At 53.9% G+C, this 19,498-nt stretch carries 16 protein-coding genes; 7 read left to right on the forward strand and 9 right to left on the reverse strand.

Features of this window, described 5'->3' with window-relative positions:
- The 3 genes from C8N40_RS06345 to C8N40_RS06355 form a co-directional block, all read right to left on the reverse strand.
- Nucleotides 1–984, reverse strand: coding sequence for an ABC transporter ATP-binding protein (locus C8N40_RS06345; RefSeq protein WP_108210931.1), 984 nt, complete (start codon nt 982–984; stop codon nt 1–3).
- 466 nt (nt 985–1,450) lie between these two features.
- On the reverse strand, nt 1,451–1,843 hold the full coding sequence (locus tag C8N40_RS06350; protein WP_108210932.1) for a hypothetical protein: 393 nt from the start codon (nt 1,841–1,843) through the stop codon (nt 1,451–1,453).
- Nucleotides 1,844–1,982: 139 nt separating this feature from the next.
- Entirely contained in the window at nt 1,983–3,044 is a 1,062-nt protein-coding gene (locus C8N40_RS06355; RefSeq protein ID WP_108210933.1) for an LLM class flavin-dependent oxidoreductase, read from the reverse strand.
- A gap of 195 nt (nt 3,045–3,239) precedes the next feature.
- On the opposite strand from C8N40_RS06355, the gene C8N40_RS06360 reads away from it, so the two are divergent.
- From C8N40_RS06360 to C8N40_RS06390, 7 genes are all read left to right on the forward strand, one after another.
- Nucleotides 3,240–4,154, forward strand: coding sequence for a pirin family protein (locus C8N40_RS06360; protein ID WP_108210934.1), 915 nt, complete (start codon nt 3,240–3,242; stop codon nt 4,152–4,154).
- A gap of 90 nt (nt 4,155–4,244) precedes the next feature.
- Nucleotides 4,245–5,072: a helix-turn-helix domain-containing protein gene (locus tag C8N40_RS06365; RefSeq protein ID WP_108210935.1), complete on the forward strand. Its 828-nt coding sequence runs from the start codon at nt 4,245–4,247 to the stop codon at nt 5,070–5,072.
- Between the two features lie 48 nt (nt 5,073–5,120).
- Entirely contained in the window at nt 5,121–5,726 is a 606-nt protein-coding gene (rclC, locus tag C8N40_RS06370) for a reactive chlorine resistance membrane protein RclC (RefSeq protein ID WP_108210936.1), read from the forward strand.
- A gap of 470 nt (nt 5,727–6,196) precedes the next feature.
- Nucleotides 6,197–6,778: a Crp/Fnr family transcriptional regulator gene (locus tag C8N40_RS06375; protein ID WP_108210937.1), complete on the forward strand. Its 582-nt coding sequence runs from the start codon at nt 6,197–6,199 to the stop codon at nt 6,776–6,778.
- Between the two features lie 109 nt (nt 6,779–6,887).
- Nucleotides 6,888–7,448, forward strand: coding sequence for an NADPH-dependent F420 reductase (locus C8N40_RS06380; RefSeq protein ID WP_146173523.1), 561 nt, complete (start codon nt 6,888–6,890; stop codon nt 7,446–7,448).
- Between the two features lie 82 nt (nt 7,449–7,530).
- Nucleotides 7,531–8,103, forward strand: coding sequence for a YceI family protein (locus tag C8N40_RS06385; protein ID WP_108210939.1), 573 nt, complete (start codon nt 7,531–7,533; stop codon nt 8,101–8,103).
- A 22-nt stretch (nt 8,104–8,125) separates the two neighbouring features.
- On the forward strand, nt 8,126–8,566 hold the full coding sequence (locus tag C8N40_RS06390; RefSeq protein ID WP_108210940.1) for a DoxX family protein: 441 nt from the start codon (nt 8,126–8,128) through the stop codon (nt 8,564–8,566).
- 140 nt (nt 8,567–8,706) lie between these two features.
- On the opposite strand, the gene C8N40_RS06395 is transcribed toward C8N40_RS06390, so the two are convergent.
- The 6 genes from C8N40_RS06395 to C8N40_RS06420 all read right to left on the reverse strand — a co-directional run bounded on the left by C8N40_RS06395 (nt 8,707) and on the right by C8N40_RS06420 (nt 18,629).
- Entirely contained in the window at nt 8,707–9,579 is an 873-nt protein-coding gene (locus tag C8N40_RS06395; protein WP_108210941.1) for a creatininase family protein, read from the reverse strand.
- 259 nt (nt 9,580–9,838) lie between these two features.
- Nucleotides 9,839–11,071, reverse strand: a complete 1,233-nt coding sequence (locus C8N40_RS06400) for a nucleoside recognition domain-containing protein (protein ID WP_108210942.1) — start codon at nt 11,069–11,071, stop codon at nt 9,839–9,841.
- Nucleotides 11,072–11,197: 126 nt separating this feature from the next.
- A complete protein-coding gene (locus C8N40_RS06405) occupies nt 11,198–12,673 on the reverse strand; it encodes a M14 family metallopeptidase (protein WP_245905017.1) in 1,476 nt (491 codons plus the stop codon).
- Between the two features lie 980 nt (nt 12,674–13,653).
- The gene (locus C8N40_RS06410) at nt 13,654–14,448 is read right to left on the reverse strand and encodes a DUF4249 domain-containing protein (protein ID WP_108210943.1); all 795 of its coding nucleotides are present in this window, start codon (nt 14,446–14,448) and stop codon (nt 13,654–13,656) included.
- Between the two features lie 20 nt (nt 14,449–14,468).
- Complete coding sequence (locus tag C8N40_RS06415; RefSeq protein WP_245905018.1) at nt 14,469–16,802, reverse strand: TonB-dependent receptor; 2,334 nt, start codon at nt 16,800–16,802, stop codon at nt 14,469–14,471.
- Nucleotides 16,803–17,165: 363 nt separating this feature from the next.
- A complete protein-coding gene (locus C8N40_RS06420; RefSeq protein ID WP_108210944.1) occupies nt 17,166–18,629 on the reverse strand; it encodes an alpha/beta hydrolase family protein in 1,464 nt (487 codons plus the stop codon).
- Between the last annotated feature and the right edge of the window lie 869 nt (nt 18,630–19,498).

The raw sequence follows: 19,498 nt of genomic DNA on the forward strand, positions 1-19,498 counted from the left end.
TTAAACAAACCACACCGACTCCGGCTCCAGCGATACTTGCACGGCATCGCCGGCACGGAAGCCGTTCTCCCATACTTTGGCTTTGACCACATCATGGGGCAATTGTACCTCCACCTCATAGAAACTGCCAAAGAAATGTATACTGTTTACTTCACCTGACAGCGCCTTGTTACCTTCAGTAGTAAGCTTTAGCCTTTCAGGCCGCACCAGCAGGCTTTTGCCTTCCGGATTCAGGTTGTATAATGTCGCAAAGGCACTGGTACCCTCGTCGCTTAAAAGGTTGTAGCCCCCGAAAAGCGCAGCCGTGTACTCGTTTGCCGGCTGTCGGTACACCTGCTCGGGTGTGCCCTGTTGCTGCAGCTCCCCATCTTTCAACACCACCAGCTCGTCGGCCCAGGAGAGGGTGTCGTGCGGGTCGTGGGAGATGAGGGTGCAGGTGATATCAAGCGCTTCGCTGATGTCGCGGAGCACCTCCTTAAGTATACTTTTATGGGCGGTGTCGAGGTTGGAGAAAGGCTCATCGAGCAGTAGCAGGCGCGGGGCGGTGCTGAGCAGGCGGGCCAGGGCGATGCGCTGGCGCTCCCCGCCCGAGAGCTGGTTCGTCCGGCGGGACAGCAGGTGGTCTACACGGCAAATCTCGTACAAAAAGTCTGCCCCCTCGCCCGAAAGGGCATTCGCATACTTGAGCACCTGCTCCACGCGCAGCGAGTGCGGCAGCTCAAAGTGCTGTGAGAGGTAGGCAATTCCAGGATGACCGGGCACGAGTTTATCCGCCGGGCCAATCACACGTTTGCCCTCAAAAAAAATGGTGCCGGCAGAAGGTTCCACCAGTCCGGCAATCACTTTGAGCAGGGTGCTTTTGCCAGCGCCCGTTTCCCCGGCAATGGCTACCTTGCGGAATTCCTCCTGGGTGAAGCTGATGTTCTTAAGGATGGTTTTACCTACCTCCTCTACAGAGATACCGGTAACGTCTAAAAAGCTCATGTATAACGAGGGGCAATAAATCTGAAATGCATGCATTAACTAAAGACAAAGGTACTGCAAAGGCATAAGCTTTCCCATCTCCAGATAGGATTTGGCAGGGGAGGTTACGGGCTTAAACCCTTATTATGCCCCAAAGCTTTTCTGGAAAAAGCCGAGATTCTGTAGAATTGTCCCCTTGAGGACAACCTAAAGTGAGAGCTTTAGAGTTGCGAGCATCGCTCAACAGGGGTGTAAAGCTACGGAGCAGGCCCCTTGGGTGCGCAAAACGGGGGTGCAAGCAGGTGTAACTACCCCTATTGAGCGCTGCTCGCAAGTTTCGAACTCCCGTTCTCACTTGTCCTCAAGGGGATAGTTCCTTATTGCACTTGGCTCCGGGCCGCTCAAAAGGCTGAATCTGAAAAAGATATGGGATAGGATAAGGTTTATACTTTGCGGATAATGCTGCAAAAGTATACTTTAAGCAGGCTCAGGCGTTCAACCAGGCAAGCGCTTCTTCCATGGTATAAAAGCTGCGTACGGAAAAAGCATCTTTTACCTCATCGGCTGCCTTTTCGGCTGCTTTCTCGCGGTAACCCTGGCCGGTCGTAAGCCTGGCAAGCTTCTGAAGGCGCGTCGAACTCAGGTCTTTGGCAAACTGGTCTACAATGACGCTGTATTCCTGCTCAGGCAGCGTAACGGTAGACTTTCTGGAGTCTGCCAAAAGCTTCTTAATGTCGTAGTTCCTGACGGTGTTAATCAACTCTGCTAAGATAAAGCGCAGCTCATAAAGCGTGTAGTCATGTATATTGGGCCACTCTACAAAGAGGGTGTCGGTAGTGGGATTGAATTCGAGCCTGATGAACTGGTTAGGTATTAGCATCGGTTTTTCTGAAATAGGAAAGGGGCAAAGATAAGCCGCAGCTTAAATTTATCACAGGAAAAATACTGTTTTCTCCTTCAGAAGTTCAGGGTATTTGCGTCAGCCCCTTCAGGAATAGAAACCGCTTCCCGCTTAAAATCTACTGCTGTTTCCCATCTGAGCTCTGTTGCTTTGCCACCGCCTTTTTTACGGCCGGCGCTACCACCGTGCCCAGCAGCTCGATGGCGTGCAGCATTTTCTTGTGCGGCAGCGTGCCCACGCTGAATTGCAGCAGGAAACGGGTGTTGCCGAAAAGCTCGTACTCATACAGAATCTTATCGATGACCTGCTGCGGACTGCCCACCAGCAGCGAGCCCTGCGGCTGGCGCATCATTTCATAATGCTCCCGGCTCATCGGCGACCAGCCCCGCTCGCGCCCCAGCTTGCTCATTACCTGGGCATAAGGCCCGTAAAATTCATCTGCCGCCTTCTGGGAATCTTCCGAAATATAGCCGTGCGAGTTGATGGCCAGCTGAAACTTGGCCGGGTCGTGGCCTGCCTTTTTATAGGTTTCCTTGTAGAGGTCGGTGAAAGGCACAAAGCGGTCGGGCATGCCGCCGATGATGGCCAGCGCCATGGGCAAACCTAGGCTTGCCGCTCGCACCACGGAGGCCGGCGTGCCGCCCACGGCAATCCAGATGGGCAGCTCTGGCCCGTAAGGTCTGGGGTAAACGCCCCGGTTTTTGATGGACAGGCGGTGTTTGCCTTCCCAGGTCACGTGTTCGTGCTTGTTGAGCTCCAGCAGCAGCTCCAGCTTCTCGGTGAAAAGGGTGTCGTAATCCTTCAGGTCGTAGCCAAACAGCGGAAAAGACTCGATAAAGGAACCGCGGCCAGCCATAATCTCGGCGCGACCTTTGGAAAGCAGGTCTACGTGGGCAAAATCCTGGAACACCCGCACCGGGTCGTCGGAGCTAAGTACCGTAACCGCACTGGAAAGTTTGATGTTCTTGGTGCGGACAGCGGCGGCAGCCAACACCACGGCCGGCGAGGAAACCAGGTAATCGGAGCGGTGGTGCTCGCCGATGCCAAATACGTCCAGGCCCAGCTGGTCGGCCAGCTCAATTTCCTCTAACAGGTTACTGAGTCTTTCCTGTGGACTTAACAGGTTGCCGTTTGTGGGGTCCGGGGTATTTTCAACGAAGGTGGTGATGCCGATTTCCATACGATATCTATACTTGGGTTTTACAAGGGAACTGGTGCAAACTATAAAATCTGAGCAGAAGTATAAAACAATAGCTACCTGTGCGCTGTCTTTTAACTTTACTTTCTGCCAGACCTTTTCATTCTTTAAAAGCAAACAGGAGGTGAAATTGTTTTGTAGCTTTAATCCACCACCCCTAAAACGTATCAGACCACTATGCTCGACATCGTTATAGAAGCCCGAAAAGCCGCCATCGCTCCCGGCATGAGCGTGCGCCGCATCTTGCCGTTCCGCCTGCGCCGCATGGTGGGGCCCTTCATCTTCATGGACCACGCCGGGCCGGTGGATGTGCAGCCGGAGCTGATGCACAACATGGACGTGCTGCCGCATCCGCACATCGGCCTCTCCACGGTCAGCTACCTTTTTGGCGGCCAGGTAACGCACCGCGACAGCCTGGGCGTGGAGCAGGTGATTCGGCCGGGCGAGGTGAACTGGATGACGGCCGGCAGCGGCATTGCCCACTCCGAGCGCTTTGAGGACCCCGCCACGCTGGCCGGCGGTGAGCTGGAGATGATTCAGACCTGGGTGGCCCTGCCGGAAAAGGACGAGGAATCGGCGCCTGCCTTTACCAACTATAAACCAGAGCAGCTTCCGGTGTTTACCGATACGGGCGTGTGGATGCGCCTGATTGCCGGGCATGCCTACGGGCTGCAGAGTCATGTGAAAACCCATTCGCCCATGTTTTACCTGCACGTGGTGCTGGAGCCCGGCGCCAAATTCGGACTGCCCAGGGAGCATGCGGAGCGCGGTATCTACGTGGCCAAGGGAAGTATAGAAATAGCCGGCCGAACCTATACCGTGGGGCAGATGCTGGTCTTTAACAAGGAGGCAAGTCCGGTGATACGGGCCAAAGAACACACGACGCTGATGCTGCTGGGAGGTGAGCCGCTGGGCGAGCGCTACATCTGGTGGAATTTCGTCTCGTCTAGAAAAGACCGCATCGAGCAGGCAAAAGCCGATTGGAAGGAGGGTCGCATCCTGTTGCCGCCTTCCGATAACCTGGAGTACGTGCCCTTGCCGGAGGATAAATCAAAGCCGGCGGAAGGTCCCGCGCCGCAGGCGCTTTCGTAAGAAGGGTTTCGGGTTGCAAACCAGACGGCGATTTGCTTTGTTAGCGGTTTATACTTCTGCCAAACCTTCATCTATCACCGAATCACCCGCATGATAGCACCTCCTGATTTGTTCCGGCTGCAGCAGCTCCGTTGCAGCGCTTTTTGCCAGCCCGCCACCTCCGAGTTTTACAACATCCTGCTGCTGGAGGGCAGTGGCCAGCTTAGCCTGGATTTTACGGAGTATACGTTTGAGGGGAAGATAGCCCTGTTTACCTCACCTTATCAGCACCTGAGCATCAGCAGCACATCAGATGTAGAGGTGGAGCAGCTCACCTTTCACGGCGATTTTTACTGCATCGAGTACCATAAAAACGAAGTGGCCTGCAACGGACTGCTGTTCAATAACCTCTACAGCCGGCCCTTCATTAACTTAAAAGACAACGAGCTGCACCAGGTATTAGACAAGCTGCGGGGGGAGATTGAAAAGAACGAGGCCTACTCCGAGCCGGTGCTGCGAACTTATCTGCAACTCATCCTGGCCATCGCCAGCCGGGTGAAGCGGCAGCAACAGCTCGATGCCGCCGTCGCCCCAAACCCGATGGAGAAGTTCAGGGAGCTGCTGGAGCAGCACTTTCTCACCGAGCGAACCATCACCTTCTACGCCCAGGAAATGGCGCTTTCGCCGGGCGCTTTCTCCCGTAAGTGCCGGTTATACTTTGGCAAGTCGCCCTCGCAACTGTTGCAGGACAGGGTGGTGCTGGAGGCCAAAAAGCAGCTGCACCTTACGCACAAAAGTATAAAGGAGGTGGCCGTGGTCCTGAACTTCGACGACGAGCATTATTTCAGCCGCTTCTTTAAAAAGCATACAGGCGTGTCGCCCACGCTGTTCCGGGAGAAGGTGGGTATCTCGGTGGTGGCAGATTTGTCCATGAGATAGAAAAATATGTCCATGTTGCCGGGACAAAGTATAAAGTAGGTTTGCAACATGAAAGAACTCACACAAAACCTGCTTGTTCAATTAGCTGACGCACAGCGCTACTTTATTCATTTCATTCGCATCTCCATTTTTATTGTCATGGCCTGGATTGGGGGGCTGAAGGCCTTTCAGTACGAGGCGGATGGCATCGTACCCTTTGTGGCCAACAGCCCGTTCATGAGCTTTTTCTACAGCAAGGAGGCGCCGGAGTATACCAAGTATAAAAACAGGGAAGGGGAGGTGGTACCCGAAAACATCGCCTGGCACCAGGAAAATAACACCTACGCCTTCTCTTACGCCCTGGGCGCTGTCATCATCGCCATCGGCACCGTTACGCTGCTGGGTATTTTCAACGCCAAACTGGGCCTGTTAGGCGGCCTTCTGACCTTCGGCATGTCCATCGTAACGCTTTCCTTCCTCATCACCACCCCCGAAGTATACGTGCCGGACCTGGGCGGCCCGGACCACGGATTCCCTTACCTGTCGGGTGCAGGTCGGCTGGTGCTTAAAGATATAATCATGATGGCCGGCGGATTGGTGGTTGCCTCGGATGCCGCCAAGCGGCTGTTGGCGGAAAACCGGGTGAAAGCTGATAATGCAGCTGTTAGGGTGTGAATCCGTCAAGCTATACTTTGCTTTAGGAGGATGTTAAGTTTTACCCGAAACTGTCCCCTTGAGGGGACTATAGGGGTGTTTACATCTGCAGACATACACCACAAGCTGTTTAATGGCGCGAGCGCCCACGCTCGTGACCAAGTATAGTTTGGGCCTCCGGTCCAGTCGGATTACAAATCCGAGAAGATAAGAGGACACGGGTTGCAAACCCGCGCCAGCAATTAGGAGTGGGAGAAAAGTCCCCCTTTGAAGGGGGTAGGGGATGATAATCGGCTACAGACAATTCCCCTCCTCGGGAGGGGTAGGGGTGGGTTTACACCTTCACCAAAGTATAAATCGTAACCTGAGTCCTGTAAAGCATAAAGAGCGCGCCAACGCGAAAACATTTGCGAGAGTAAACGGTATTAACCCCGGAAGAGTAATATCAGGAAGAAGGGAAGAACTTCAACGCAAAGAAACAGGCGCGCTCCATGTACGAATTATTTTTTGAGGAATTTAACAAGAAGGTTCCGCTGACAGCGGAAGAGCAGGAGCAGATAAAGCACTACCTCACTCCCAAGAAGCTCCGCCGAAAGCAATACCTGCTGCAGGAGGGAGACGTGTGCAAGTTCATCGCATTTGTGGAAAAAGGCGCGCTACGGGCTTATTCCGTAGACGAAAACTTTACTGAGAACATCATCCAGTTTGCTCTGGAGGGATGGACCATCTCCGACCTCTACAGTTTCCTGACGGGGGAGCCCGCCGTGTACAACATCGATGCCCTGGAGGACTCCGAGCTGGTGCTCATCAGCAAGTCGGCGCACGAAGAGATGCTGCAGACAATTCCCAAGTATGAAACCTACACCCGCCTGAACATAACAGGCGCTTACCTGGCCATGCAGCGCCGGATAACCACCATCATCAGCTCCACGGCCGAGGAAAGGTACCAGGATTTTATCAACCTCTACCCGCATATCGCGCAGCGTGTACCCCAGCACATGATTGCCTCCTACATCGGCCTTACCCCTGAAACCCTGAGCCGCATTCGCAAAAAGCTCTCCTCGGGCAGGTAGTTTTCCTATCCTCCAAATCTCTTGATTTAAATCAACGGGTTTTCTTGACAATACGCAATGCGACAGGGCCCCTTGCCGCCGTACCTTTGTATTGTTCAAAGTACAGCGCATGATAACAAAGCAAACCATCACCATTGTAGGAGCCTCCGGAAGTACGGGCACAGCTATTTCCAGTAGCCTGTTACGGGGCAATTACCGGTTGTTGCTTTGCGGAAGTGACCTTGCCGAAGTACAGAAAGTGGTAGATGCGGTAAAGCGCCACATCGCCGCAGCGGAGGTGGAGGCCCTGGACTGTACGCTGGACGCCTGCTGGGAAGCGGACATCATCGTTCTGGCAGTGCCTTTTGCAGAAGTGCAGGAGGTGGCTGACCGGATACGGGAGGTGGTGAACCAGAAAGTGGTCATCAGCCTGGCCAGCCCGCAGGATAACGCGCACGATGCTCCGGCAACGGGTGTGGTGGCGGAGCTGCAAAAACTGCTGCCTTACGCTAAGGCGGTCAGGGTGTCTGCCAATCCCTTCACAGGCAGCAAACCGGCAGAGGCTTTCATCGCCGGAGACGACGCGGAAGCCCTGCAAACGGTTTCGGAGCTGGTGAGTACGGCCGGTTATCGCCCGGTGGTGGCAGGTGCCGGAACAACCGATGCTTCTGCAACAGAAGGGAAAGTATAAAGGGCCAGTCGGATAATCCTGAAACAGTAATTCAACTAAATTTCAACACCATAATTTAATTAAACACAAATTTTAACTTCTTATGAAAAGAGCATTTTTAATCATTTTCGCTTTCATTTCGCTTTCTGCTTTTACTGCCATCAACAGCGTGTGGACTAACGACGACGCTCACTCGCAGCTTGGTTTCACTGTAACGCACCTTGGTATTTCTGATATCTCCGGAACGTTTGATGATTTCGACGTGAACATTACCGCCACAAAGCCTGACTTCAGCGACGCGCAGGTTGAACTGACAGCCAAAACCGCTTCTATCAACACCCGAGTGGCAGACAGAGACAACCACCTGAAGAGCGCAGATTTCTTTAACGTGGAGAAATACCCGACGCTTACTTTCAAGAGCACCGGCGTGAAGAAAGCTGGCAAAAACGCTTACAAGCTTTCCGGTAACCTGACCATGAACGGCGTAACCAAGCCTGTAGCCATGGATATGGTGTACAAAGGATCTGTAGAGAACCCAATGAACAAGAAGCAAACGGCTGGTTTCCAGGTAACAGGCACTATCAAGCGCTCTGACTTTAACTTAGGTAGCGGCTTCCCGGCTCCAATGATTAGCGACGAAGTACGCATCAAGGCTGACGGCGAGTTTATCCAGTAATCCATACTTAAAGGAACTTACTATGAAGAGGCTTCTGAACGTATATCCGAGCGCCACTGGCATTGATGTGGCGCTACTGATAACCAGGGTAGCGGTTGCCTTCCTGATGCTGGTGCACGGGCTGCCCAAAATGGAACAACTTTTCGGAGACGGACCTATCCAGTTTCCGGCGGTGCTCGGCCTGAGTGCCGGCATCTCGCTTGCCCTGGCCGTTTTTGCCGAAGTAGTCTGTTCTATACTTATCCTGGGAGGGCTGGGCACCAGACTGGCTGCTATCCCTCTGCTCATCACCATGCTGGTAGCGGCGTTTTATGTGCATAGCGCAGACCCCTTTGCTCAAAAAGAGCTGGCCATCCTGTACCTGATTCCGTACGTGGTGCTGCTGCTGATGGGCAGCGGAAGATACTCCCTCGATTACCTGCTACTGCAGCCTTCCTATAAGCGAAAACTTTCGATGGAATAGTGTCCTTAGGGACTATTTCCTGAAAGTATGAATGTGAGAGCGCAGCACCTGCCTCTCCGAGATTAAAAGCATCGGGTCCGGCCTAACAAGGCCGGACCCGATGCTTTTTTAGTATAGGCACTTTTTTGAAGGGCATACTTTTATGGGCGGGCATCTACCTTCTCAACTCTGTCAAAGTACTCGCGCTGCAGTTCCAGCGTTTTGGTGTCTGCTTTCACGGCTTTCAGCGCCTTTACCAGCGTTTCCACCTTGTTCTCGGTGATGAGCTTACCCATTTCCTTCGAGGCTTTGGCGCCCTCTCCGGCGTAGTGGTTGGGGTAGCTGGCGTACCACCAGATACCGGTGTAGAGGTTCGGCAGGGAAGCCATGCGCTTCTGGTCTTCCCCGGACTCCGTTGTGGCAAGGTTCTGCTTCACCAAATCGGGGCGCAGGTAGAGCAGGGTAGAGGTTTCGTTTTCACCGGCATGCATGTCGCCGGCCGGGTCAGATTTGCGCAGCTTCTTTGCCTTTTCCGCGAAAGCCGGGTCCTGGCCGGGGTCGAAGAAGTACACGGCGTAGTCGCGGCGCTTCTCCAGCTGGGCCTGCACAAAGTACCGCAGCAGCTGCGGGTTGCCACCATGGCCGTTCACGATAACAATCTTATCGAAGCCGTTCCGGGCGATTTCCTCCACAGTGGCCTCCAGCAGATCCCATACCACCCGGCTGGGCAGCGCGAAGGTGCCCGGTTGCTGCTTTGCTTCGTACACCTGCCCGTAAAAGTAGTCCGGGAAAACAACGGCATACTCCTGCTTGGCGGCCCTGGCAGACCATTCCCGCACGTGAATCAAATCAGAACCAAGCGGCGCATGCGGGCCATGCTTCTCCAGAATACCGATGGGCAGGATACAAGTGCGGTTTGACTTCTCGAGGGCTTTGGGCCAGTCGTTGGCGGTGAGTTCGTCCCAGCGGTACGGGATGTTTTGCGCCACGGCAGTAGACGCCGCGAAGAGAAATAAAAGTAAAAGAAGTCGCATAGGTTAGAATAGGTTAAGGTGAGATTATACTTTGTGAATATAGTATTCCTGTGATTCAGTTGCAACGTTTCTTTGTCTGTTTAAACCTGAATATGTGCTGCTTGTCTTGGTCGCTTTCTGTTCCTCTCATTGGACCATTGGAAGGGCTGTAGACGAAGGCCGCCGGGATTTGTAGCTTGCTGAACAGCATAAAAAAGCATCGGGCCTGACTTCGCGAAGCCGGGCCCGATGTTGAAAAGTATAAATGCTTGCCTGAAGCTTAATGGAAGAACAGGTAGGCGATGAAGATGGCGGCAATCACGCCTGCCAGGTCGGCCAGCAGGCCGCACGTGAGCGCATACCTGGACTTACGGATTCCTACCGAGCCAAAGTATACAGCCAGGATGTAGAAGGTGGTTTCGGTAGAACCCTGGAAAACGGAAGCCATCCGCCCCACAAAAGAATCGGCCCCGTAATTGGTCATCGCCTCCACCATCAACCCGCGGGCGCCGCTGCCGCTCAGCGGTTTCATAAAGGCCACCGGCAGGGCAGGCACGAAGTCGGTGTTCATACCGGTCAGGCCGATAAGGTAGGCAATACCATCCACCAGCATATCCAGCGCGCCGGAGGTCCGGAACACCCCGATAGCCACCAGTATCGCCACCAGGTACGGAATAATAGTAATCGCGACCGTGAATCCTTCTTTAGCACCTTCGATAAAAGCCTCGTACACATTCACTTTCCTGAAAAGTGCCAGCCCAATAAAGGAAATGATGATGGAGAAAAGAATGACGTTGCTGGCAACGGTGGAGATAACGCTTACCTGCTCCTGCGGGATAGTAGAGAAATAATAAATCAGGCCGCCGATCAGCACGAGCAAAGTACCCAGGTAAGCCAGGATAACCTTGTCGAACAGGTTGATGCGCTGGTAAATGGCCACGGTAATAAGGCCAACCAGTGTAGCGAAGAAAGTGGCCAGAAGTATCGGGATAAATACATCAGAAGGGTCGGCGGCCCCCAGCTGTGCCCGGAACACCATGATGCTGATCGGGATGATGGTGAGGCCGGAGGTGTTGAGCACCAGAAACATGATTTGCGCGTTGGAGGCCCTTTCCTTTTCGGGGTTGAGCTCCTGCATCTCTTTCATGGCCTTCAGACCGAGGGGAGTGGCGGCATTATCGAGCCCCAGCATGTTGGCCGAAAAGTTCATCAGGATAGAGCCGTAAACCGGGTGGTTGTTGGGGATTTCCGGGAAGAGGCGGTGGAAAAAAGGCCCCACCAGCCGGGCCAGGATGGCCACCACGCCCCCTTTTTCGCCCACTTTCATCAGTCCCAGCCAAAGCGTCATCACGCCCGTCAGGCCCAAAGAAATCTCAAAGCCCAGCTTGGCATTGTCGAAGGTGCTGGCCACGAGCTTCTGAAAAATCTCGGTATCGTTAAAAAAGATGAGTTGAAACAGCGCAATTGCAAAGGCCACCAGGAAAAAGGTAGCCCAGAGGTAATTTAAAACCATTGGCTAAAAGGTTGGATAGGTTCGGATTTAGCCTGTAAGATACAAAGCCGGTATAAGAAAAACCATTGGCCTTTTGGCTGAACCAATGGTTTTCCGGGAATATTTTGCCGTTAGAGCAGCAGTATACTACAGCACGAGACCATGGAACAGCTCCGGCTTTTCAGCGCTCAAGTCATACACAAAACCATTTACCACAGCATAGCGCAGCTTCCCTTTCTCATCGGAAAGTATAAAGTTGGCGTCGCCGTTCAGGTTTAAGTCGTGGTCAACTTTACTAGAGGTGCTTACCACATTAAGCGGCAATTCCAGCGGGTTTATACTTTCCGGCAGCTGCTGCACCTGCACGGTGGTATAGCCTTTGGCCAACAGGCTCCTGGCGCGGCGCGGTTTGAGGTCGGCTATACTTTTAAAGGGCTTGTCGTATATTTTGCCAGGCTCCAGGCGCAACCCCGATGCGTCGATTTCCTCGTACCCGTGGAAGATGCTCATGTCACCCACCTGCGCCACCGAACTGCGGTGGTAGAAGCCCTTGCCAACCGGAGCATCTTCTTCATCCCGGAAAACACCTACATCCAGCAGCACGTCGTGCCCGCCGCGGTGGAAACGTACATTGCGCAGCACCAGGTCGTAGAGGTTACGCTCGTTCTGCGGGATTTTATAGTAATCGTCCAGTGCGTAAGCGGTGTAGCCGTTCTCCGAAATAAGGTGCAGCGCCGAGAGGATAGAGGCGAAATTGAGCCGGCGTATGTGCTGCTTCTCCGGGTCGTTGGGGTAACCTCCTGACTCAATAAGAATCACGCTCGTTCCCCATTTCTGGATATTGTCGCCGAAAGCCCGAGGCTCGAACTCGTCGGAGTACTTGGCCACATGACCCGGCACCAGCTGCTGCAGCGCCTCGTTCATGCCCACAATCGTGCGCATAGCCCGCTCCCGCACGTGGTTTACGGTCTGGGCGTGGTCGAAGGCAGGGGCAAGGAAGGAGATGGTGGCGGGCTTGGGGCTGCTGCCAGCTGTGTAGTAGCGACTCTGGTCGTGCAGGTTAAAGCCGAACTCCGGGTTGAGGCTGTCGCGCAGGCTCTTGAGCAGGCGGGCCTCCGGGCTCTGCAGGCGCAGCGCGTCGCGGTTCAGGTCTATCTCCAGGGCGTTGTGGCGCCGGTACCGCTCGGCCCCGTCGGGGTTGAGCATCGGCACAAAGTATAAAGTGACGTTTTCGAGCAGCTGTTGGCGCAATGGGTTCAGCGCGTCGGACTGCTGCAGAAAGTTGAACAGGTCGAACAGGGCCATGGTGGCCGTGGGCTCATCGCCGTGCATCTGTGACCAGAGCATTACCTTGGTTTTGCCGCTGCCGGCCTTCACCAGGTAAATATCGCGCTGCTCCACCGACTGGCCTACTACCTGCACCTCGAACAGCGGGTTCTGGCGGAGTTGCTCCAGCAGCGGCACGATGTCCTGGTGCTTAAAGCGGCGGTGCTGCAGGCTCGGCTCTTTGTAAGTGGCGTGTTGGTCGAAGGCCTGCTGCGCCACCTGCGTTGCGGATTGCGACTGGGCCAGAACGTGTAAAAAGCTCATGAATAACAGGATGAGGGTAAAAGGTTTACGCATCGGTGCACGGGTTTAGAGGTGGCACTGCTTCAGCCGGGTAAGTTATAAAGTATAGCGCTGGAATGAAATGCCTGTTTATACTTTTTGTGTATCACCCCACCCCAACCCTAAGAACAGGGGAGGGAGTTTGCAGTACCGGTTCCAACCACCCCTAACCCCTCCTTGTCTAAGGAGGGGAGTCTGTAGTTACTTTGGCTGAAGTGTAAGCTTCGTAGTGGCTGTTCTCGTGCGGACAGGTCGCGACCTGTCCCTACAAGAATAAATCTAGCCTCTCCTGGGAAGAGGACTATTAAGTTTACAGAAAACTGTCCCCTTGAGGGGACCACAGGGGTGTAAAGCCAATTGCAAAAGATTTCACTACAAGTAAACACCCCTATTGAGCTCTGCTCGCAAGTTTCGAACTCTCGTTCTCACTTGTCCTCAAGGGGACAGTCTATACTTGTTCCATCGCATAGGCAGCGGCTATCGAATGCTTCCCAGCCTTTGGGTGGAGCCCCTCGAGAGGTTCCGGTGACGAGCGACAGGGAGGCATTGCGACTTTAGGAGCAAAGGAAGCGAAAGCAGCTCGATGCCCTTATCGAGGGCCCCTACCCCCAAGGCGAGCCCTCTCGGGCTTGAGAGCTCCAAAGTATGATGTGCAACAATAGGTAAGTTAGTCTGGAGGAGGAACGGTGGCTAGAAAGTATAGCCTGTTTCAAGTGGAAGGAAGCAGGGGCTCAGGGAAGTATGAACCGGAAGTGTAACTAAAGTATAAAAGTGTAGCCGAAGTATAAGTATGGTTTTTCGAGCCAGCTGGGTTACAAACCCAACACTACCAACACCATAGTTAGGCACGAGTTAAAAACTCGCGCCAGCGGGGGCAGCGAGATGGTTAAAGTATAAGTCAAGTATAAAGCCATACATCAAAAAGTATGAAGTATAAAAGGAGCCTCCCGGCATAAACCAGGAGGCTCCCTTTATACTTTGCAGTTGTTCTAAAACTACTCCGCCACGGCCTCTATCACTGAAACCGAAGAAGCTCCGAAGAACCCGATGGCGCCGCCCGAGATGTTGGTTGGCGAATTGGCCGGGGTGCTTTCGAAGGGGCTGCCGGAGGAGTTCTGCTGTGCCTGCAGGGCGTACCAGAACTTGTAAGCCGGTTTATCCATGCCGTACAACTCTACTCTCAAGAGGTCGCCTTGCTGGACAGGGAAGAACATATCCGCATGGCCGTAGTTGCCGTCGTAGATGTCGTCGCTGAGCACGGCCAGCTCGTCGGGCTCCAGCTCCCCGTTGATGAAGACGTTCCAGCGGTAGTAATTGCCTTTGCCGGCCGGGTCCTGGAAGTGGAGGATCGGGTAGTAGCCTTCGTCCTGCATCTGCGTTTTCTTCTTGAACTCAAAGGTCAGCGAGTCGATGGGCGAAACGGTGGGCATGTAGCTTTGGGCACTATACTCCTTGCCGGCCACTACGGCTCTAAAGTAATAAGTATAACCCGGCGTGCCCTGCAGCTTGGTGGTCTGGTAAAGGCCATCCCCAGCCGTAACCAAAGTATCAGCGTTGCCGTGGTTGTCGGTGATGATGACTAGCGCACCGTTCACACCGGGAGTGCGGCCCTCGTCCAGGTAGCCTTTGGTGGTAGACAGGCGCACGGTGTAGGGGCCGGGCTGGTCGGTTACCAATCCCTCTACTACCAGTTTGGTGTCAGAAGTACGGAGTTCATAATCGATGACCTCTTCGCAGCTGGTAAAGCCCAGCGTGAGCATGGCAGCCACGTATAAAAATATCTTTTTCATAGTATGTCAGGCGTTGAGGATTAGAAGTTGAAGTTATAGGTAAGCGATGGCAAAAACCCGAACAGGTACGTTTTCACAGCCTCGGTTTTGGTCCGATCGTCCTCGCTCTCGCGGAAGTAGATGGAGAAGGCGTTTTTGCGGGCATAGGCGTTGTAGATGCTCAGCGTCCAGGAGCTGCTATACTTCTTGAACTCGTTGCTGGGTTTCTCATAGGTGGCCGATAGGTCAAGGCGGTGGTAGTCGGGCAGGCGGTAACCGTTGCGCTCGGAGTATAGCGGATAGGTTTTGCCGTTGTACTCGTAGCGGCCCACGGGCATCGTGATGGCGCCGCCGGTGCTGTAGGTCCAGTTGGCTCCGAAGTTTATACTTGGTGTAAACTGGTAGGCCAGCACCAGGTTGCCGGAGTGGCGGCGGTCGTGGCGGGGCGCGTAAGGCTTGCCGTCGTTAATGCCCGGCACGGTGCGATCGGTCTTCGACAAAGTATAGCTTACCCAGCCGGTCAGCAGGCCTTTCTGCTTGCGCAGGAAAAACTCTGCCCCGTAGGCCTCGCCGGTGCCGCGCAGCAGCTCTGTCTCCAGGCGCTCGTTGAGGAAAACCTCCGCGTAGTCTTTGTAGTCGATTTGGTTATCCATCCACTTGTAGTATACTTCCACGGAACCCTCAAACATGTTGTCGGCAAAGTTGCGGAAGTAGCCGGCGGCCACCTGGTCGGCCATCTGCGGTTTTACATAGGTGCTGCTCGGTATCCACACATCAAATGGCATGGCCGAGGTGGAGTTCGACACCTGGTGCACGTACTGCAGGGTGCGGTTGTAAGAGGCCTTAATCGAGCTCACCTCGTTCAGGTCATACTTGGCGGCGATGCGCGGCTCCAGCCCGCCATAGGTTTTTATTTTCTCGAAGCGGCTGTACTTCACGGTATCCACCGGATTCTCAAAATTCTCGTCGTACAGGTACACATCACCCGGCCCCACGTTGGTGAAGCGGGAGTAGCGCAGACCGTAGTCCACGGTGAGGCGGTCGGTAATCTGGTGCTCGTTGCTCAGGTACACGGCCGACTCCAGGGCGCTGGTGGAGTTAAGTTTCAGCTCGTTTATGTAAGATTTCTCTCCCGGCTTTACTTCGGCCGGCATAAAGTTGTGGTAAGTTACCTGCAGGCCAAAGCGCAGCTGGTTTTTGGGGTTCAGGAAGTACGTATAGTCGTTCTTGATGCCGTAGTCCTTGATGTTCGACTTCCAGGTAAACTCCGACTCCTCTTCTTTGGAGCCCAGGGCATAGTCAAAGTCGGAGAAGATGAAGGTGGTGTTGGAAAACAGTCGGTCGTTGAAGAGGTGGTTCCAGCGCACGGTGGCCGTGGCGTTGCCCCAGTTCATCATCATATCCTTAGTAGCGGCCACGTCTCGTCCAAAGTAACCCGATACAAACAGGCGGTTTTTCTCATTCAAGGTATAGTTTACCTTGGCGTTCAGGTCGTAGAAGTATAAATCGTTGCCTTTGATGTCCTCGTCGCTGCTCAGTCCAAAGAACATGTCGGCGTAGGTGCGGCGGCCCGAAAGTATAAAGGAGCTTTTGTCTTTAACAAGCGGCGCTTCCACCGTCAGGCGGCTGGAGATGGTGCCGATGCCGCCGGACACCTCCATTTTCTGGTTGTTGCCTTCCTTCATGCGGATGTCGAGCAGTGAGGAGAGCCTGCCGCCGTGCTGGGCCGGAATCCCGCCTTTGTACAGTTGCACGTCCTTGATAGCATCAGCGTTGAACACGGAGAAGAAACCCATCAGGTGGGAGGCGTTGTACACCGGCGCCTCGTCGAGCAGGATAAGGTTCTGGTCGGCCCCGCCGCCCCGCACGTAAAAGCCGCTGGTTCCCTCGCCGGCGTTCTGCACCCCCGGCATCATCTGTATGGCCTTTATCAGGTCCACCTCGCCCATCAGCGCCGGCATACTTTTAATCTGGGCCACCTGCATTTTCAGGGTGCTCATCTCCATCGAGCGCACGTTGTTATCCTCTTTGCGCGTGGTGATTTCCACTTCTTTCAGCGTGGTTGCGTTCTGGCGCAGCGCTACGTCCAGTTTCTGGTTAGCGCCCAGTTTCAGGGGCCTGCTTTCGGTGATGTAGCCCAGGTACGTCACGAGCAGGGTGTAATCGCCCTGGGGCAGGGTAAGCGAGTAGAAGCCGTACTCGTTGGTGGCGATGCCCACGCCGGGCAGTTCCTGCACGCTTACCGAGGCCCCGATCAGGCCCTCGCCGGAGGCGCCGTCTTTCACGTAGCCGCTCAGGGTCACCCTGCTCTGGGCCTGCACTGCGGTTACCAGCAGGCAGAGCAAGAGGAATGTAAAAGTTAATCTTTTCATCATAGTTTTATTCTGTAGTAATGGCTGTATAGGAAATTTTGTGTGTCTGGATTTGATGGCGCAAAATTAGGCTGGCCATATCAACTGAATTTTACATAATTTTAGGTATGTGTTATAAAATTGTAAAGATGCTGGGATGGCCCGGAAAGGATAGGGGCGAGAGGCTGTTTGGCAGAGTTGTAATTTTTTTCATGGTCTTATTTTGTTGATAGTCAGGTGCGCTTCGCTCGCGGGTGAGAGCCTCCCCCGAAAGCGGGCGCAAAATTATGACTTCTTTTCAGCATGAAAAAGCCAGGCCTAAAACTTAACCTGGCTTTTATATGAATGGCGCGAAAGTATAGATGAAGTGCGTGTAACAGGGGACGCTTACCGGCTGCTTTGGAGCGGGCTAAGGCTGTTGATCCAGTTCACCATGTAAGCCACCACATCCGGGGCAATCGTTTCCTCCAATTGGCCATACTCTGCAATAAGGCCGGTGCTGGTGGTCTGGAACAGGTGGTTCTTGTTCTCAAACTCCTTGATGGTGTAGTGTGGGTTGCCGCCTTTCTGCAGCGCCTTCTCGATGCGTTGCAGGTTAACAGGCAGGATTTGCAGGTCTTTGGAGCCGTTGATGGCCAGCACCGGGCACTTGAGTTTCTGTAGCTCTGCCGCCGTGTTGCGGAACAGGTCCACGCGGTGTGCCGGCGACAGGAACTGCGTATACTCCTTCGGGTTAAGCGGGATGGTCATGTCCAATAGCTCGCGGTCCTGCTGGCTCAGCTTGGCCACTTCCTTCTCCATTTTTTGGAGCATCGCGTTGATTTTAGCTTTTGCCGCTTCGTTATCCGGCTCAGTGCGCACAATCTCAAACGCTTTTTTCAGGATTTTCTCATTCAGGTCTACGCCTGCCTTGCTCACGCCTACGGAAGTATAGTGGGCACGGCACTGTTCGTAGAAGAGCATCGGGGACGAAGGAGCCGCCGGGGCAGACATCAGCACCACATAGGCCACATCGTTGGAGCTATTGGCAGCAATCGGGGCAATCTCGGCACCCAGGCTATGGCCCATCAGCCCGATGCGTGCTTTGTCTATTTCGGGTCTGTTCTTCAGGTAATTCACGGCCGCCACAGCGTCGCCGGCGAGGTCTATCACACTGGCTGAGGCAAAGTCTCCGGTGGATTTGTTCACGCCTCTGTCGTCAGCGCGCAGCACGGCATAGCCGGCGCGGGTGAGCATGTCGGCCAGCACCAGGAACACCCGGTGCCCGAAGATGGTCTGGTCGCGGTCGTTAGGGCCGGAGCCGGGGATGAGCAGGATGGCAGGGTGCGGACCAGCCGTGGCAGGCATGGTGAGCGTGCCGGAGAGGGTCACGTTGGCCGCTTCGTTGCGGTAGCTCACTTCTTCCTCCAGGTATGGGTAGGGTTTTACAGGCTCCTGCGGACGTTTGGCGCGGGCCACGGGCAGCTTGTCCACCTTCTTCATGTTCATTGGGAAGGAATCTTTGCTGTTCTGGGCCAGGCCACCCTGAAGGGTAGTGGCATCGAGCAAAACGCCTTTGTAGGTGGCGTTCAGGGCCAGCACTTTTAGCGTCAGGGCGCTGCCGTCAAATACCACTTCGTCTACCGGAATGTCATACACTTTTTGGTCGAGGCTATGCAGCACCGCCTTCAGTTGCTGGTCTTGGGTGGTTTCAATCTCAAAGGCAATGTTCATCTGCACATCTTTTTTGATTTCGAGTTGACCGAGCCAGATGCCGTGTATGGTTTGGTTTTGCTGCGCCTGTGCAGCAACGCAGAAGATGCTCAGCAGTAGGATAGTGAAGGAAAGAAAAGAGAAGCGTAGCGGTTTCATGGTTTTATCTTGCTTAAGGTTTGATAGTCAGGCGCCTTGCCTGATTTGATGATTCAAACCTAGCATGCTTTCTCCTTCACAAAAAATCAAATCCGGCAACACCCATACTTGCTCCACCAACACCGGATTTTATACTTCAAGGAGTGTTTGTCCATCCTTTTTCAAGTTCACATAAAAAATTGCCTAGTTCATCCAGCACAGTAGGGAAGGTGTGGCGGGTTTTATACTTTTAGGGGGAGGTGAGACCCCACCCCGGCCCTATCCTAAGAGCAGGGGAGGGAGTTTTGTAGGACCGGGTCCAACCACCCCTGCCCCTCCTTAGCCAAGGAGGGGAACTTGTCATTACTGTTGCCAAAGCATGAGTTTTATAGTCAAAGTATTAACACCCCTGTAGTCCCCTCAAGGGGACACTTATACTTGTTACATAGCAAAGGCAGAAGCTATCGATTCTGTTTCCAGCCTTTGGGTTGAGCGCCTTCTAGATTTCCGGTGCCGCTGTGGCGGCATTGCGACCGAAGGGCAGCAAAGGAAATGTAGACAGCGCGATGCCCGAAGGCGAGGCCTCCCGGCCTAGGAGGGGAGAAAGTATGAGTTGAAACGATAGCTTATGTAAGACTGGAGGATGAACGGCAGCTAGTAAGGATAGCATGCTTCAGGTTGCGGGAAGCAGTGGCTAAGGAAGTATAAAGTATACACAAAGTATAGGTATGGCTTTTCAAGCCAGTCAAGTTGCAAACTTGACACCATTGTAGGACACAAGTCTGAAGACTTGCGGAGGCTGTAAAATAAACTGTGTCAAAGGATTAGGAGTATTACCTTTAACACAGTCACCATGGAAGAGAAAAACGAGCTGGATCTGGAAAAGATCA

This window comes from Pontibacter mucosus, assembly GCF_003054055.1.
Lineage (GTDB): Bacteria > Bacteroidota > Bacteroidia > Cytophagales > Hymenobacteraceae > Pontibacter > Pontibacter mucosus.

Bases quoted from the DNA above. Each gene is read 5' to 3' on its own strand.
- C8N40_RS06345 (WP_108210931.1), bottom strand. From the start codon at position 984: ATGAGCTTTTTAGACGTTACCGGTATCTCTGTAGAGGAGGTAGGTAAA.
- C8N40_RS06350 (WP_108210932.1), bottom strand. From the start codon at position 1,843: ATGCTAATACCTAACCAGTTCATCAGGCTCGAATTCAATCCCACTACC.
- C8N40_RS06355 (WP_108210933.1), bottom strand. From the start codon at position 3,044: ATGGAAATCGGCATCACCACCTTCGTTGAAAATACCCCGGACCCCACA.
- C8N40_RS06360 (WP_108210934.1), top strand. From the start codon at position 3,240: ATGCTCGACATCGTTATAGAAGCCCGAAAAGCCGCCATCGCTCCCGGC.
- C8N40_RS06365 (WP_108210935.1), top strand. From the start codon at position 4,245: ATGATAGCACCTCCTGATTTGTTCCGGCTGCAGCAGCTCCGTTGCAGC.
- rclC (WP_108210936.1), top strand. From the start codon at position 5,121: ATGAAAGAACTCACACAAAACCTGCTTGTTCAATTAGCTGACGCACAG.
- C8N40_RS06375 (WP_108210937.1), top strand. From the start codon at position 6,197: ATGTACGAATTATTTTTTGAGGAATTTAACAAGAAGGTTCCGCTGACA.
- C8N40_RS06380 (WP_146173523.1), top strand. From the start codon at position 6,888: ATGATAACAAAGCAAACCATCACCATTGTAGGAGCCTCCGGAAGTACG.
- C8N40_RS06385 (WP_108210939.1), top strand. From the start codon at position 7,531: ATGAAAAGAGCATTTTTAATCATTTTCGCTTTCATTTCGCTTTCTGCT.
- C8N40_RS06390 (WP_108210940.1), top strand. From the start codon at position 8,126: ATGAAGAGGCTTCTGAACGTATATCCGAGCGCCACTGGCATTGATGTG.
- C8N40_RS06395 (WP_108210941.1), bottom strand. From the start codon at position 9,579: ATGCGACTTCTTTTACTTTTATTTCTCTTCGCGGCGTCTACTGCCGTG.
- C8N40_RS06400 (WP_108210942.1), bottom strand. From the start codon at position 11,071: ATGGTTTTAAATTACCTCTGGGCTACCTTTTTCCTGGTGGCCTTTGCA.
- C8N40_RS06405 (WP_245905017.1), bottom strand. From the start codon at position 12,673: ATGCGTAAACCTTTTACCCTCATCCTGTTATTCATGAGCTTTTTACAC.
- C8N40_RS06410 (WP_108210943.1), bottom strand. From the start codon at position 14,448: ATGAAAAAGATATTTTTATACGTGGCTGCCATGCTCACGCTGGGCTTT.
- C8N40_RS06415 (WP_245905018.1), bottom strand. From the start codon at position 16,802: ATGATGAAAAGATTAACTTTTACATTCCTCTTGCTCTGCCTGCTGGTA.
- C8N40_RS06420 (WP_108210944.1), bottom strand. From the start codon at position 18,629: ATGAAACCGCTACGCTTCTCTTTTCTTTCCTTCACTATCCTACTGCTG.